The organism is Marinomonas algicola (assembly GCF_014805825.1).
Taxonomy (GTDB): Bacteria; Pseudomonadota; Gammaproteobacteria; order Pseudomonadales; family Marinomonadaceae; genus Marinomonas; species Marinomonas algicola.
Window position 1 is genome coordinate 1,406,097 of record NZ_CP061941.1, and the last position, 14,374, is coordinate 1,420,470.

The 14,374-nt window shown below is 40.5% G+C and carries 11 protein-coding genes and 1 tRNA gene; 5 read left to right on the forward strand and 7 right to left on the reverse strand.

Translation table 11 applies throughout. The features are described 5' to 3' along the window. Positions 1 to 15 precede the first annotated feature (15 nt). The 5 genes from clpX (at position 16) to IEZ33_RS06285 (ending at position 6,336) form a co-directional block, all read left to right on the forward strand. A complete protein-coding gene (gene clpX, locus IEZ33_RS06265; RefSeq protein WP_191602833.1) occupies positions 16 to 1,296 on the forward strand; it encodes an ATP-dependent protease ATP-binding subunit ClpX in 1,281 nt (426 codons plus the stop codon). 226 nt (positions 1,297 to 1,522) lie between these two features. Further along, a complete protein-coding gene (gene lon / locus IEZ33_RS06270) occupies positions 1,523 to 3,910 on the forward strand; it encodes an endopeptidase La (protein WP_191602834.1) in 2,388 nt (795 codons plus the stop codon). Positions 3,911 to 4,032: 122 nt separating this feature from the next. Then, on the forward strand, positions 4,033 to 4,305 hold the full coding sequence (locus IEZ33_RS06275; protein ID WP_191602835.1) for an HU family DNA-binding protein: 273 nt from the start codon (positions 4,033 to 4,035) through the stop codon (positions 4,303 to 4,305). A gap of 44 nt (positions 4,306 to 4,349) precedes the next feature. Next, positions 4,350 to 4,426: transfer RNA gene (locus IEZ33_RS06280), tRNA-Asp, on the forward strand. Between the two features lie 80 nt (positions 4,427 to 4,506). Next, a complete protein-coding gene (locus tag IEZ33_RS06285; RefSeq protein WP_191602836.1) occupies positions 4,507 to 6,336 on the forward strand; it encodes a SurA N-terminal domain-containing protein in 1,830 nt (609 codons plus the stop codon). 92 nt (positions 6,337 to 6,428) lie between these two features. Here the strand turns inward: IEZ33_RS06285 and IEZ33_RS06290 are convergent, their stop codons facing one another. From IEZ33_RS06290 to IEZ33_RS06320, 7 genes are read right to left on the reverse strand one after another with little or no spacing between them, the layout of a single operon-like run. Beyond that, on the reverse strand, positions 6,429 to 7,337 hold the full coding sequence (locus tag IEZ33_RS06290) for a Dyp-type peroxidase (RefSeq protein WP_191602837.1): 909 nt from the start codon (positions 7,335 to 7,337) through the stop codon (positions 6,429 to 6,431). A 43-nt stretch (positions 7,338 to 7,380) separates the two neighbouring features. Continuing rightward, positions 7,381 to 9,177 carry a BatD family protein gene (locus tag IEZ33_RS06295; RefSeq protein ID WP_191602838.1) on the reverse strand — a complete coding sequence of 599 codons (1,797 nt, stop codon included), beginning with the start codon at positions 9,175 to 9,177 and terminating at the stop codon, positions 7,381 to 7,383. Positions 9,178 to 9,194: 17 nt separating this feature from the next. Further along, positions 9,195 to 10,955 carry a vWA domain-containing protein gene (locus IEZ33_RS06300; protein ID WP_191602839.1) on the reverse strand — a complete coding sequence of 587 codons (1,761 nt, stop codon included), beginning with the start codon at positions 10,953 to 10,955 and terminating at the stop codon, positions 9,195 to 9,197. Then, entirely contained in the window at positions 10,955 to 11,950 is a 996-nt protein-coding gene (locus tag IEZ33_RS06305; protein ID WP_191602840.1) for a VWA domain-containing protein, read from the reverse strand. Before IEZ33_RS06305 ends, IEZ33_RS06300 begins: the two co-directional genes overlap by 1 nt. Next, a complete protein-coding gene (locus IEZ33_RS06310; protein ID WP_191602841.1) occupies positions 11,943 to 12,425 on the reverse strand; it encodes a DUF4381 domain-containing protein in 483 nt (160 codons plus the stop codon). The genes IEZ33_RS06305 and IEZ33_RS06310 overlap by 8 nt, the downstream gene beginning before the upstream one ends. Next, entirely contained in the window at positions 12,425 to 13,333 is a 909-nt protein-coding gene (locus IEZ33_RS06315; RefSeq protein ID WP_191602842.1) for a DUF58 domain-containing protein, read from the reverse strand. Before IEZ33_RS06315 ends, IEZ33_RS06310 begins: the two co-directional genes overlap by 1 nt. Before the next feature lie 10 nt (positions 13,334 to 13,343). Next, complete coding sequence (locus IEZ33_RS06320; protein WP_191602843.1) at positions 13,344 to 14,309, reverse strand: AAA family ATPase; 966 nt, start codon at positions 14,307 to 14,309, stop codon at positions 13,344 to 13,346. Between the last annotated feature and the right edge of the window lie 65 nt (positions 14,310 to 14,374).

Below are 14,374 nucleotides of genomic sequence, written 5' to 3' on the forward strand. Positions count from 1 at the left end.
ACAGGTGAATATTTAATGTCGGATGATAAATTTGGTAAGGGAGAGCACTCAGATAGGCTTTTGTACTGCTCTTTTTGTGGCAAAAGCCAAGATGAAGTTAAGAAACTGATTGCTGGTCCTTCTGTATATATTTGTAATGAGTGTGTTGATCTATGTAGTAATATCATTACACAAGAGTTGTCGCAAATTGACAGCGAAGATCCAGAAAAGCAAGACGAATTGCCAACGCCAGTAAAACTTAAAGCGGCTCTTGATGAGTATGTAATTGGTCAAGAGAAAGCCAAAAGAGTATTGGCCGTTGCTGTTTATAATCATTATAAACGTCTACGCCATCAATCTAAAAGTAGTAATATTGAATTAGGTAAAAGTAATATATTGCTGATTGGCCCTACTGGTAGCGGTAAGACGTTATTGGCTCAGACGTTGGCGCGAGTGTTGGATGTGCCCTTTACTATCGCTGATGCAACAACCCTGACAGAGGCTGGTTACGTTGGCGAAGACGTTGAAAATATCATTCAGAAACTGCTTCAGAAATGTGACTATGATGTTGAGAAAGCGCAAAGAGGTATTGTCTATATTGATGAAATAGATAAAATTTCTCGTAAGTCAGATAACCCTTCAATTACGCGAGATGTATCTGGTGAGGGTGTTCAGCAAGCATTGTTGAAACTTATTGAAGGTACGGTTGCTTCTGTTCCTCCTCAGGGTGGTCGAAAGCATCCTCAGCAAGAATTTTTACAAGTTGATACGTCAAATATCTTGTTTATTTGTGGTGGCGCGTTTGCAGGCCTAGATCGAGTGATCAGTGATCGTACTGAAAAAGGCAGTATTGGCTTTTCTGCTGTGGTTAAGAGTAAAGAAGAAGACAAAACGTTTTCTCAATCCGTACATCAGGTTGAAACTGAAGATTTGGTTAAGTTTGGTCTTATTCCTGAGTTTGTAGGTCGTTTGCCAGTGGTTGCTACATTGTCTGAATTAGATGAAGAGGCTTTGATAACCATTCTAAGTGAACCAAAGAACGCTCTAACGAAGCAATATCAGCATTTGTTTGAGCTTGAAGGTGTAGAATTAGAATTCACTGAAGAATCTCTTAAAGAGGCGGCTAAGCTTGCTTTAGAACGTAAAACGGGTGCGCGTGGCTTAAGAAGTATCCTTGAATCGGCTTTATTAGATTCAATGTATGATCTTCCTTCCCGGGCAGATATTACTAAAGTGGTTATGGATGGCCAGGCTATTCGAGGTGAAGGTTTACCTTTGATGGTCCTTGAAAAAGAAGATGATGTTGCCAATAAGTAATTATCTTTAGTACTGATATAAGGCCAGCTTGATAATAAGTATATCGAGTTGGCCTTTTTTGTTGGTGGAAATTCTATGTTTTTTATTTTATCTATAATAGGATCTAAGCAACATATTGATAATACTCCATGAGTCGAGCTTGTTTTTCTATAGATAGCCCTTATGTTTTCTTATATCAAACCTCTTTTACTTTTTGCGCGTGTAATGCGCTTTATTGGAAAATATTATGTCTGAACAGATAACGCTTCCTATGCTGCCATTAAGAGATGTGGTGGTATACCCTAATATGGTTTTGCCTCTTTTTGTAGGTCGTGCAAAATCCATAGCCGCTCTTGAGGCCGCCATGGATGATAATAAATTTGTTTTTTTAGTCGCTCAACAAGATTCATCGAAAGATAACCCAACTGTTGAAGATTTGTACCCAATAGGTACTACTGCAAAAGTGATGCAACTGCTTCGGCTTCCTGATGGCACTGTGAAGGTTTTGGTTGAAGGCGCGGCTAGAGCACGGGTTGATGCATTAGTTGACCTTGAGAATTATGTTGAAGCGCAAGTAACTGAAGTGGTTTCTTCTGATGCAGATGAAAGTTCGTACTTGGCCATTCGTTCTGCACTCTTGAAGCAATTAGATGAATATGTTGCTGGCAGTAAAAAAATCCCAGCCGAAGTAGTGACATCCGTTAAGGTGATAGATGAGCTAGGTGTGCTCATTGATACGATTGCTGGTCATATGACGTTGAAGCTCGAAGATAAGCAAAGTATTCTTGAAATGAGTTCTTTGATTGAGCGTGGTGAGTTTTTGATTGCACTTATGGAGGGTGAATTAGACATAGCGCATCTAGAGAAGAGTATTCGCAGTCGAGTCAAGAAACAGATGGAAAAAAGTCAGCGCGAATATTATCTGAATGAGCAAATGAAGGCCATTCAGAAAGAGCTTGGTGACATGGATGAAAGCGGCAATGAACTTGATATTCTTCAGGAAAAGATAATTGAAAGTGGCATGTCGGCAGAAGCGATAGAAAAAGCAGAAGGCGAATTAAAGAAACTTCGGATGATGTCACCAATGTCAGCTGAGGCGACAGTTGTAAGAGGTTACATTGACTGGTTACTTTCTTTACCTTGGAAACAGCGCAGTAAAGTTCGTAATGACCTTGCCTACGCTGAAAAAATTCTTAACCAAGATCATTATGGCCTAAATGATGTAAAAGAAAGAATATTGGAGTTTTTGGCGGTTCAACAGCGAGTTAAAAAGGTAAAGGGTCCTGTTCTGTGTCTTGTTGGGCCTCCTGGTGTAGGTAAGACCTCTTTAGGTCAATCGATTGCCAAGGCGGTTAATCGTAAATACGTAAGAATGTCTTTAGGTGGTGTACGGGATGAGGCTGAAATTCGTGGCCATAGACGAACTTATATTGGCTCGATGCCTGGTAAGTTATTACAGAAACTTTCAAAAGTAAAAGTGAAAAACCCTCTTTTCCTACTTGATGAAATCGATAAAATGGGAATGGATCAGCGAGGAGACCCTGCTTCAGCTCTTCTAGAGGTTTTAGATCCAGAGCAAAATCATACTTTTAATGATCATTATCTAGAAGTGGATTACGATTTATCCGATGTTATGTTTATTTGTACTTCCAACAGCATGAATATACCTGGTCCTTTATTGGACCGAATGGAAGTAATACGTATCCCTGGTTACACCGAAGATGAAAAGCTGAATATTGCTCGTCGCTACTTGCTGCCAAAACAAATAAAATTATCTGGCATGAAAGACAGTGAAATTGAAGTAACGGATGACGCATTAACTGGGTTAATTCGTTATTACACTCGTGAGGCTGGCGTGCGAGGCTTAGAGCGCGAATTAAGTAAAGTATGTCGTCGAGTTGTTAAGCAACAGTCACTCTCGAAAAGTAAAGATGCGGTTGTTGTATCAGGAGATACTTTAGAAGAGTTTTCTGGTGTGAAGCGTTTTTCTTATGGTAAGGCGGAAGAAAAAAATCAGATTGGTCAAGTTACCGGATTAGCATGGACATCCGTTGGTGGAGAGCTTCTAACCATTGAGGCGGCCGCATTAACAGGTAAGGGTAGGCATGTAAAAACCGGTTCGTTAGGCGATGTAATGCAAGAATCGATTCAGGCGGCATTGACTGTTGTTCGAAGTAGAGCGGTTGCGCTTGGTGTTGATGAAGATTTCCATGAAAAAATAGATCTTCATGTGCATGTTCCTGAGGGGGCAACGCCTAAAGATGGCCCAAGTGCTGGTATAGCAATGTGTACCGCTATGGTCTCGGTGCTTGCGAAGGTGCCTGTAAAGGCATCTGTCGCGATGACAGGAGAGATTACTCTACGAGGCGAGGTCTTGGCTATAGGCGGCCTTAAAGAGAAGCTGTTGGCGGCTCATAGAGGCGGTATTAAAACGGTCATTATTCCTCACGAGAATGAGAGAGACTTAAAAGAAATCCCTGATAATATTAAGGCTGATTTATCTATTTATCCGGTAAAATGGATTGATGAGGTCTTAGATATCGCTTTAGAGTACATTCCTTCACCAAAAAAGATAGAAACTGCTACTTCTAAAGAAAAAATTGTTGATGAACAAGAAGCTGTGAGTCATCATTAGGTGAAACCTCTGAGTTGACAGAGGGTAGGATTGGCTTGTATAACTGCTCATCCTTTTTTCTCCTAATGAAAAGAAGTCTTAAAAAGCTTTAAGGAACCACGAAAATACTGAAGGGGTACAACGTGAATAAATCTGAACTGATTGATGCAATTGCAGCTTCCGCTGATCTTTCCAAAGCCGCTGCTGGTAATGCGCTAGATGCAACTTTACAAGCCATTACTGAATCGTTAGCAAAAGGCGACCAAGTAACTTTGGTTGGCTTTGGTACATTTGCTGTTAAAGAACGTGCAGCTCGTACTGGTCGTAACCCTCAGACTGGTGAGGAAATTCAAATTAAAGCAGCTAAGGTTCCTGGTTTTAAAGCCGGTAAAGGTCTTAAAGACGCTGTTAACTAATCATTAGATAGCATTACTTATTTGTTTGTTATTTGAAAGAGTTCGGAGCAGTAGTTCAGTTGGTTAGAATACCTGCCTGTCACGCAGGGGGTCGCGGGTTCGAGTCCCGTCTGTTCCGCCATTAGACAAAGAGGTGTGTTCCAGATGGAGTACACCTTTTTTTGTATAGACATACTTGAAGGAAAACATCATGGAGGCTATATGCTCCAAAATATAAGAGATAAGTCACACGGGATCGTCGTTAAAATTATAGTTGGCTTCATCGTTGTGACTTTTGCGTTATTTGGTGTGGATGCTTTGGTAACAGGATTTAACTCTTCTGATACTGTAGCCGAAGTTAATGGTACGGAAATTACTCGTACAGATCTTTTGCAAGCGGCAGAAACGCAAAGGCGTCAATTAATTTCCATGATGGGAAATCAGATTAATCCTGCTTTACTTGAAGATAACTTGTTACAAAGACGTGCTTTGGATGATTTGATTCAACGTGCGGTTTTATTGAACAATGCAGAAGAGATGAATCTTGGTGTTTCAGATGCGCAAGTAGATCAATATTTATTACAGGCTGGCGAGTTTCAGACTAATGGTCAGTTTGATCAAAATAAGTACGTAGGTTTTGTTCGTTCCCTTGGTTATACGCCTCTTTCATTTAAAGAGCGTGTTAAGAAAGATATTTTATTGCAGCAAGTTCGTTCTGCCGTCGCCGCATCAGAATTTGTTGTACCATATCAAGTTGATATGATTGATATGCTGCAAAATCAGACTCGTACATTTGATTATGTAGAATTTGATCTGTCAGCAGAAACAGAAAAAATGGATGTGACTGATACGGAAATTGAAACCTATTTTTCGGCTCATCCAGATGAGTTTAAACAAGAAGAACAAGTCTCTTTAAATTATGTGCTTATTAAATCAGCTGATTTACGTGACAAAGTTGATGTGACCGATGTTGAACTAAGAGCGGCTTATGATGTTGAGGTGTCACTAGAGCGATCAGAGGAGCGTCAGGTTTCTCATATTTTATTAGAGCTTGGAGAGTCTCGTTCTGAAGAGGAGGCCAATGAGCTAATAAAAGAAATTCAGCAAAAGTTGGATTCCGGTGTCTCGTTCGCCTCTCTTGCTGAGTCCTATTCTGATGACCTTGGTTCGAAAGCCTCTGGAGGTGATTTAGGCTACATTGAAAAAGGCATTATGGGCGATGATTTCGATCGTTCCGTATTTGATATGCCTCTAGGTGAAGTACAGCCAGTAAAAACGGAGTTTGGTCTCCATTTAGTACAGGTGAATGATATTGTTGAAGCGGATGTGGCTAGTTTTGATGATTTGAGGGGGCAGTTAGAAGAAGATATTATTGCTCGGAAAATTGAAACGGCTCTTTTGGGTGAGCATGAAAATATTTCTGATTTAGCTTATGCGAGTGATCGTTTAGAGCCTCTTTCAAAAGAATACGGTGTGGAAATTCTAACGTCTGATCTATTTGGTCGAGATGGCGGAGTCGATCAATTAACCTCTAATCCTCAGGTTATAGCGGCCGCTTATAGTCCTCAAGTGCTAGAGGATGGGCAAAATAGTAACCTTATTGAGTTAAACGATAATGAGGTTGTTGTTGTTCGAGTAAAAGAGCATAACCCCGAATCGTTAAAGTCGCTTGAAGACGCTCGAGAGCAGGTTGCCTCGGTCTTGATTCAACAAAAAGCAGTTAACTCTTTACAGGAGAAAGCGGATACCGCCCTGGCTAATTTAGACGATCAAGATTTAAATAGCGTGACGGGTGCGGCACGTGGAGAAAGTGCTGTTTCTGAATTGGCATTTACCTTGCCACACCCTGAGTCAGAACCTGTTACGGCTATCAAAAGCTTATCAAATGGTAATTTGGTGGTGTTACGCTTGACGGCTGTTGAATCTAAAGCATCTGATGGCGCGTCTGAACAAACCGAGCTTTATGAACGTTATTTGAATCAAACTAATTCAACGCTTTCAGCTCAAGCTCAACAGAGTTTACTGTCTAATTCTGCTGAGATTGAAAGATAACTTTGTAATTGGTTTACAAAAAAACCACCAAGTGCTTAGCATTTGGTGGTTTTTTATTGAGTGATTTAGAGATGATATAGCCAGTTAGGGTGTTATAGCTGTTTCAACCAATTTAAGCTTGGAACAAAGAAAGATTGCCCTGTTACAGCCTGAGTGTATTTCATTAAGTGATCGGTTTTGCCTTCATCATCTCCAATTAACATGCTTTTTAACATAGCATTAAAATTATCTGGTGTGCGACAATAACTGGCAAACATTAATCCCGATTCTTTCAGTGTTGAAAAAGGCATGCTTTGACGGAGAATTTCTAGCGATTCGCCTTGTTGGTTTTTTATCGATGTTCTTTTTGTGTGTGCGTGTGGTGACTTTTCTGCTGAAGTAAATTCGATGTTATCTACTTTACTCCTACCAAAGATGGTTTCTTGTTTATCAATAGAGAGTTTTTCCCAGCTGTCTAGTTTGTGTATGAACTTCTGTAAATGAAGATAAGAGCCACCGCTAAACGTGGGGTCTTCTTCTCCAACGAGTGCAACCTCAACTCTGTGGTCCCCTGTCGGGTTTTCAGTGCCATCAACGAATCCAGTTAAATCTCTGTTGTCTAAATATTTAAAGCAAGCTACTTCTTCCTCTAAAGTGGTGATATGGGAAAAGAGCTGATAAATAGCCTGAGCAAGCAGGTGGGATATGTCTCTTCTATCTGAGCGAATATGTAATATCAAGTCAACAGGTGTATCGGGAGCTTGCTGGGTGTCTATCTGACTAAAGCCAGTCAGTTGTAGCGGTTTTATGTGTGAAATTTTTGACCAGTACTCACTGCCAATACCTATCGCTGCATGCAAGTTTGCCTCTTTGTAGGTGTTTTGCATCTTGACAATAATATCAGGGCATTGCTTGAGTGCTAGGGCAATTTGTTGTTGTTTGTTTGCTTTCGCATTGAGAGTAATAAATAAGGCATCGCTTGATTGTTCGGCCGTAATACCTGTTTGATGTTCTGATGGCATAAAAAGCCTCCTAGAAGTAAATTAGTTTGATGCTTTTGTATTATTAAAAATTGGGATATAAGGTTTTTAATTGGTCTGAAGGACTGGTTTTCTGTACTCCGTTAAAGTGTATCTCTAATGCGTCGGCTAATGCGTCGCCATTCCATTGATTGGTTGCTTTGTCTGAATACATGCTTAACTCAGATTCCATAATTAATTGGGTGATTTCAGGGGAGTCGCTTAAGCGTTTTATGTCTTCTAGTCCTAAAATATTCTCGTCACCCCAGCGGACTCTTGCCCACTCTAAAAGGTATCCTCTCAATTGAGATAATTGATTGGACCGGCAGCATTGAATGAGGTGCTGATAAGCTGATGCTTCATCGATTGCTGAGACTGGTGCAAACTCTTTAATTGTTGGTATACCAATATCGGAAGCCGTTTTTCTTTTATTTCTTTTTAACCAAATGAAGGTGCATGTAAGCAGGATAATTATTAAAAGAGACAGTGCGATTATTATTTTTAATACAGTACTTGGGTTTTCTCCAGATACTTCCAGCTCTACTTCGATACTTTGAGACTCGGTTTGTTTTTGCTTTTTAGGTTTGGCGAGTGATATAGGTTGGCTTGGGTTGTCAAGTGGTTCATTTTTGGCTCCGCCATCTTGCTGGTTAGCGGATGGGTTTGTGTTAGTTTGATTGTTTAATGACCCACTGCCTAGCGGCAAAATAGAAAGGGATAGGCTGTCCGTTGCTGTTACTTCAATCGCTCTTTCTTCTACATTCCAAAATGGAATTTCTATTGATGGAAGTGAAATGACGCCTTCTCTTGTTGGTACAATCTCAATCGTGAGAGATTGGCTGCCATTAATTCCTGAGCCTGACTTACTGCTGCTAAATTCTGCAGGTTGAGGGTAAAGTTTATAATCAGGCGTGCTGGAAAAAGCAATAGGGGGAATTTGTTCAGGTAATGCGCCTGCGGCACTAATTTCGATTTTCCAGGTAAGGGTATCTCCTACGTGAACATTTGTCATTGGGGACAGGCTAGTATTGATGCTGACCCTTTTTGCAGGTAACCAGTAGTCGCTAGAATAACTTGCTGGTATAGGTAAAACTTGTAAAGAAATAGGTAGACTTTGGACCTTAATGATTCGTCTACCTGTATTGGTGTTGATCATGGCGGATATGGTTTGCGGGGCAATGTCTAATTGGCCGCTGACTTGAGGGAACGCTAAATAGGTTCTTGTTCTCACTTGGTAATTTGTGCCATTAATTAATTCAATTCGGGCTTGATCGTCAATAAGTCTTTCGATGACAAGGTTGGCATGATTTGGGGTAGAGATATTTGCGTTTTGAAGTGCGACAGAGGTGAACAGCTCCATTGTTAAAATAATTTGCTGTTGTAGGTAGGGTTGAGGGTCAGAAGAGGTCATTTTTAGAATAACGGGAGGGTTGCCATTTTCATCGAGCAGTTGAGGTGCATTTTTCACTTCTAAAATAAGTGCTTCGGATTTGTGTTCACCAACGTTAATCGGTGGAATTTCTATTTTACCGACTGACTTGGGCATTAAATTAATTACCCAGAAGTTTAATGCTTGGCTGGTTCCTAAATTAAAGCGAAATTGGCTGTTTTGACTTTTTCCTAATATCTCAAAATCGCGCTTTAGTTCGGTTAGGTCAGGACCGGAACCTGTATCAGGGAAGTCTGTGCGTATGCTAAGTTGGACGACCTCATTTTCCACAACGGAATCTTTATTAAGCGAAGAAATTACGGAAGCAGAAAAAACATTAACGCTAATTAGATACAAAGCGGCAATTGCAAAGAGTCTTAATTTACTCAGTAAAAAGTATATTGAATCTACCATAGTCGTTTTTTTTATTACTACCATATTGGCAGTCCGTCCTCTTGTTTAAATCGATTTTCTGCTCGTTTCTCTTGATGTTGATACCAGAGTTTGCGTTTTAGTAAACCACCGGGATCATCTTGTATTTGTCGCAACCATTGATCTAATGCAATTTTTTCTTCATCAGACAATGGGGCATTTTCTGATTTGGAATGATTATCCAAGTTTTTCTTGTTGTCAGATTCTTCACCTGGCTCTTGATTTTCTGCTTGCTCTTGTTGATTTTCTTCTTGCTCATCGGATGAGTTATTTTGCTTGTTATTTTTCTGATCTGATTGTGCTTGGTTATTGTTGTCTTCGTTTTGTGATGTTTGTTCTTGTTGGTCTGAGTCTTCTTCTGAGTCTTCTTCTGAGTCAGCCTTGTTTTGCTGCTGTTCTTTATCTTGTTGTTCTTTTTGCTTCTGCTTTAAATAAGCTAGGTTTTCTTTTGTCTCTTTTGAGTCTGGATTCAGCTCTAAAGATTGTTCATACGCTTTAATGGCATCCTCAATTTCACCTGATAAAGCTAGGCTATTACCTAAATTGTAGAAGTCGTTGGCCGAAGACGCTTGTGATTCTAGCACGTCTGCTGCTTCTGCATATTTTTCTAACGCATAATTTGATGCGGCTTGCCATTTTTTATTTTGAAATAACTCGGCGGCTCCTTCCCAATTGCCTTGATCGACACGGCTTTGAGCTCGTTGATCATTTGTCATAAACCAGTCTAATGGAGAGGCCATGCTTGGAGGCGGATGGACAGTGAAACTGATTATGATAAGTAGGTAGGCGCCAGGGCGGAACTGTAAAAGCAGCCAGATCAAGAATGGCATCATAAACCAATGGCCTTTTTCAATCCAAATATTACTTAACGCATTTGATTCTTGTAAGGTCTTTTGATTCATTTTGACGTTTGTTGTTATGCTGTTTATTACCTTGTCTGTTAAATGGTTATTATAATATTGCCCATTTAGTGAGTTAGCTAATTGCTTTAATTTATCGTCTGGGAGTTTTGGTTCAATGAGCCGATTGTTTTTTCTAAGTCGATTGCCATCGGGAAGAACAATTTCGCCACCTTCTTGTGTGCCTATGCCTATAATACTTACGTTTAAGGATTTGATCTTGTCTAATTGAGGGATCTCTCTTACTTCTTGATCACTGACGCTGTCTGTAAAAATAATTAAATTAGTAGGTGATGAGGTGTTATTTAGTAGACTCAAAGAGGTTTCGATTCCAGACAGTAAATTGCTTCCATATAAAGGCATGATTAATGGATCAAGGGCCAGTAAAAAGTGTGTCAATGTCGTCTTATCTGCACTAAAAGGACTGATTGTATAAGCATCACCTGCGAATGCTACCATTGCCACCTCGCCTTCATCGATGGCGTTTATCACATCTTGTAGTTTGTGTTTCAACCTAGTCAACCTATTTGGCTTAATGTCGGTTGCGTATAAGGAGATGGATTGATCTATTAATAGGATCGTCTTTGCATTAGAGGCGTAAGTCGGCTGGGGTTGTTTTTCCCAGCTGATGCCTGATAGACCAATAATGGCTAAACATACACTGAGTAAACTAAACCATTTTGGCACAGCGCGGTTGTTATTCGTTGAGGTTAAAAATGGTAAAAGTTTAGGGTCGATAAAGCCTTGGAAGTTGGTTTTTTTTATCCCTTTTTGGTTGAATAGAAATACACAAATGAGAGTAAATACAATAAGTAATAACCAGGTGGGTCGGGCGAAATACAGGCCGGGTAATAGCTCCATTAATTACGTCCTTTAAAGAGTGATTTTTTTTGTAGAATTAGACCGGCACCCGCACATAGGAGACTAAATAATCCGAGCCAATGCAATAAGGTTGTTTTAGGCCTTTGCCATAACGCTTCGCTGGGGGTTGGTTCTAGTTGGTCTATTAAGTGGTAGATAGCATTCAGCTCATTTGTGCTTCTGGCCCTGAAGTAATGGCCTTCAGTGATAGTGGCAATATTCTGTAATAATGGCTCATCAAGATCGGATGATGGGTTTATCACCTTGGGACCAAAAAAACCTTGTACGACCATTTCTTCTGCGCCAATGCCAATTGTATGGATTTTAACGTTTTGTGTGGCGGCAAACTCAGCGGCCTGAAGCGGTTGTACTCGACCGGCGGTGTTGGCTCCGTCAGTCATAAGAATCATTACTTTTTTGTCGCTATCTTTGCCTTCAAGTTGTTTGATGCCCAGCCCGATGGCATCGCCAATTGCCGTTTGCTCTCCAGCAAAGCCAATTTGGTTTTCATTGATTAAGGTGTTAACTGTCTCTACATCATAGCTTAGTGGTGCTTGTAGATAGGCTTTAGTACCAAACACGATAACGCCAATTCGATCACCTTTTCTTTCAGTGATAAAATCGTTTAAAACGTGTTTTGCCGCACTAAGTCGATCCGCAACGTCTTGATTGACCTGCATATCGGTGACTTGCATGCTGCCAGATAAATCTAAGGCAATAAATAAGTCCCTACCAGACGGTGTTATTTGAATGGGTTCTCCTATCCAAACAGGCCTAGCGATCGCGGTTACAAAGAGTGACCATGAAAGTAAAAGCAATAACAGAGTTGGGTTTTTTATTAAGGCGTTAGCGGGTTTATTATTTGACTCTATGTCTATCAAGCTTGCGGTAGGCCACCATATAGCCTCGCTATTAGGTGTTGTCGGCTTTGTGAAGCGCATTAAGATTGGTAAAGGTAATAAAATGAAAAACCAAGGCCAAATAAATTCAAGCATTATGTTTTTTTATCCATTTCTTTGTTGTTTGTATTAGCTTAACCCGTTCTTCTTCAGTGAGGGATAATTCTTGTTGGTACTGACCATCAATAAACCAGTGACCGAGATTAGAAAATGAATCGTGCACTCCCATATTTTTATCCAATATTGGCAGCAATTCATTGGTCAGCATAGAGGCATAGAGTGCTTGCTTATGTGTTACTAAACAGCGCTTTATAACTGTGTGGCAATGAATCAATAGTTCTTTATCACTGAGTTGGGATGTCTCAGTTTTTTCCAATAATTGTATCGCGATTCTACGATAAGCGTTTTTTTTATAGTGTCTTATCAACATAATCCCAATTATGATGATCCCAGTGAGAAAAGTAAGCAGCACTAACCAACTCCACCATATGGGGGGCCACATTGGAATGGCTTGAGGCAGTATAAATGCTTTATTTGGGAGGTCTATCCCTGTCTGTAACGTTTCATTCATTAGTGGATAGCCCCTATTGTCAGTAAATGACGAGCAATATCCACAGGCGACTCATGCAAATCATATTGATGAACATGGGCTCCAAGCTCGTTTAATTGCTTTTTAAATAGAGCGTTTTGTGCCTCGAGTTGTGCTTTTACTTTCATTTGAGAAACAGACAGCCACTTTAAACCGTTAGTATCTTCCATCAAATATTGGCCGCTAGGCAATCTCTGTGCATTGTCATCAGTAATTTTAATCCAATGAAGGTAATTGTGCTTAGCCAGTTGAGCGATACTTTTCAAATCTGCTGTAGAGAGTGTTAATCTGTCACTTAATATAATGACATTTTGCTGTTTTATGGAGGAGGTTTTGTACAGCGCATTCCATGGCTCTAATGTTGAGGGAACGGCTCTATGCTGAATATGGGTCGCATCTGCTAGGTGAGATATAAGTAAAGAAAAGAGCTTCTTATTGTGGGTATAAGACCTTTGGTGTATCTGATCCCCGAAACTTAGACAGTATCCTAAGCTATCGTGCTGTATTTGGGTTCTCCAGGCAATGAGGCTAGCAACTTGAGCCATTCTTGTTGATATGAAAGTATGTTGTGTACCAAAATAACCAACGCCACTGATGTCGAGCATCAATAATCGTTTGTGCTCATTCTCTTGGGCATAAATTCGAGTATGAGGTACGCCCGTTCTCGCTGTAACTCGCCAATCTATATGGCGAAATTCATCGTGTATTTGATATTGTCTTAGCTCCATCATCTCCATTCCATGACCTTTAACCTGCCTCTGGTGTTGACCAGTAGGCTGCGAGCGTTGCGCTTTTTTTGGCGCTTTTCCTAAATGCTTGGCATAAGGGGCAAGTGCAATTAAGTCGCTGTTGTCAAGAATAGGTGAAAGTGGTGATATTAGCTTATCCATAAAATACAGCCTATATCACAGGAACTCTTTCAAGGAGTTCATTAAGAATATCGTCCGTTGTAAGCCCTTTGGCTTCGGCTTCAAATGAAGGCAGGATTCTGTGTCTAAGAACGCTGTGCGCTATGGCTTTGACATCATCGGGAGTGACATAGTCCTTGCCATTAATTAATGCGTGAGCCCTGGCGCATCGATCTAATGCGAGAGTACCTCGGGGGCTGGAACCGAATTCAATTAACGCCTCTGTCTCGGGGTAAATGGCTTTTAAATAATGTTCAGAATGACGAGTCGCCATGATCAACTGGACAATGTATTGCTCTACTGTTTCGGCCATATATAAATCCAAGGCCTTGGATCTCAAAGACAAAATATCTTCAGTTGAACAAACTGGCTTACTAGGTTGTGCTTTTGAGTGCTCGCCTTGCCTTACCCTGCGTAATATTTCCAGCTCTTCTTCGGCCTTTGGGTAATCAACTTTTATTTTCATCATAAAGCGGTCGAGTTGTGCTTCAGGAAGAGGGTAGGTTCCTTCTTGCTCAATGGGATTTTGTGTAGCGATAACAAAAAAGAGTTCTGGTAGAGAGTAGCTTTTATTACCAACGGTAACTTGTCTTTCACCCATTGCCTCAAGCAGGGCAGATTGCACCTTAGCCGGTGCACGATTTATTTCATCTGCAAGAATGATATTGTTCATAATTGGGCCGGCAACGAATTCGAATTGGCCTTTCTCTTGCTGGTAGATATCTGAGCCAGTTACATCACCCGGTAATAAATCTGGAGTGAACTGTATTCGTTGGAATTGACTGTCGATACTATTCGCCAGGGCTTTCGCGGCGGTTGTCTTTGCTATACCTGGAGGACCTTCGAGTAAAACGTGTCCATCTGCGATTAACGAAATTAATAGGTTCTTGATTAAGTTACTTTGTCCAACAATTGTTTTGTTGAGTTCGTCCTGTAAAGTGCGAATTAAAGTATCCATTAACTCAATATTCCTCATACTTCTGTTATTAAAACGGGAGACACAATATAATGCGTCATCTTAAT

Coding starts and splice junctions, on each gene's coding strand:
- clpX (WP_191602833.1), top strand. CDS start 16: ATGTCGGATGATAAATTTGGTAAGGGAGAGCACTCAGATAGGCTTTTG.
- lon (WP_191602834.1), top strand. CDS start 1,523: ATGTCTGAACAGATAACGCTTCCTATGCTGCCATTAAGAGATGTGGTG.
- IEZ33_RS06320 (WP_191602843.1), bottom strand. CDS start 14,309: ATGGATACTTTAATTCGCACTTTACAGGACGAACTCAACAAAACAATT.
- IEZ33_RS06290 (WP_191602837.1), bottom strand. CDS start 7,337: ATGCCATCAGAACATCAAACAGGTATTACGGCCGAACAATCAAGCGAT.
- IEZ33_RS06285 (WP_191602836.1), top strand. CDS start 4,507: ATGCTCCAAAATATAAGAGATAAGTCACACGGGATCGTCGTTAAAATT.
- IEZ33_RS06310 (WP_191602841.1), bottom strand. CDS start 12,425: ATGAATGAAACGTTACAGACAGGGATAGACCTCCCAAATAAAGCATTT.
- IEZ33_RS06305 (WP_191602840.1), bottom strand. CDS start 11,950: ATGCTTGAATTTATTTGGCCTTGGTTTTTCATTTTATTACCTTTACCA.
- IEZ33_RS06315 (WP_191602842.1), bottom strand. CDS start 13,333: ATGGATAAGCTAATATCACCACTTTCACCTATTCTTGACAACAGCGAC.
- IEZ33_RS06300 (WP_191602839.1), bottom strand. CDS start 10,955: ATGGAGCTATTACCCGGCCTGTATTTCGCCCGACCCACCTGGTTATTA.
- IEZ33_RS06295 (WP_191602838.1), bottom strand. CDS start 9,177: ATGGTAGATTCAATATACTTTTTACTGAGTAAATTAAGACTCTTTGCA.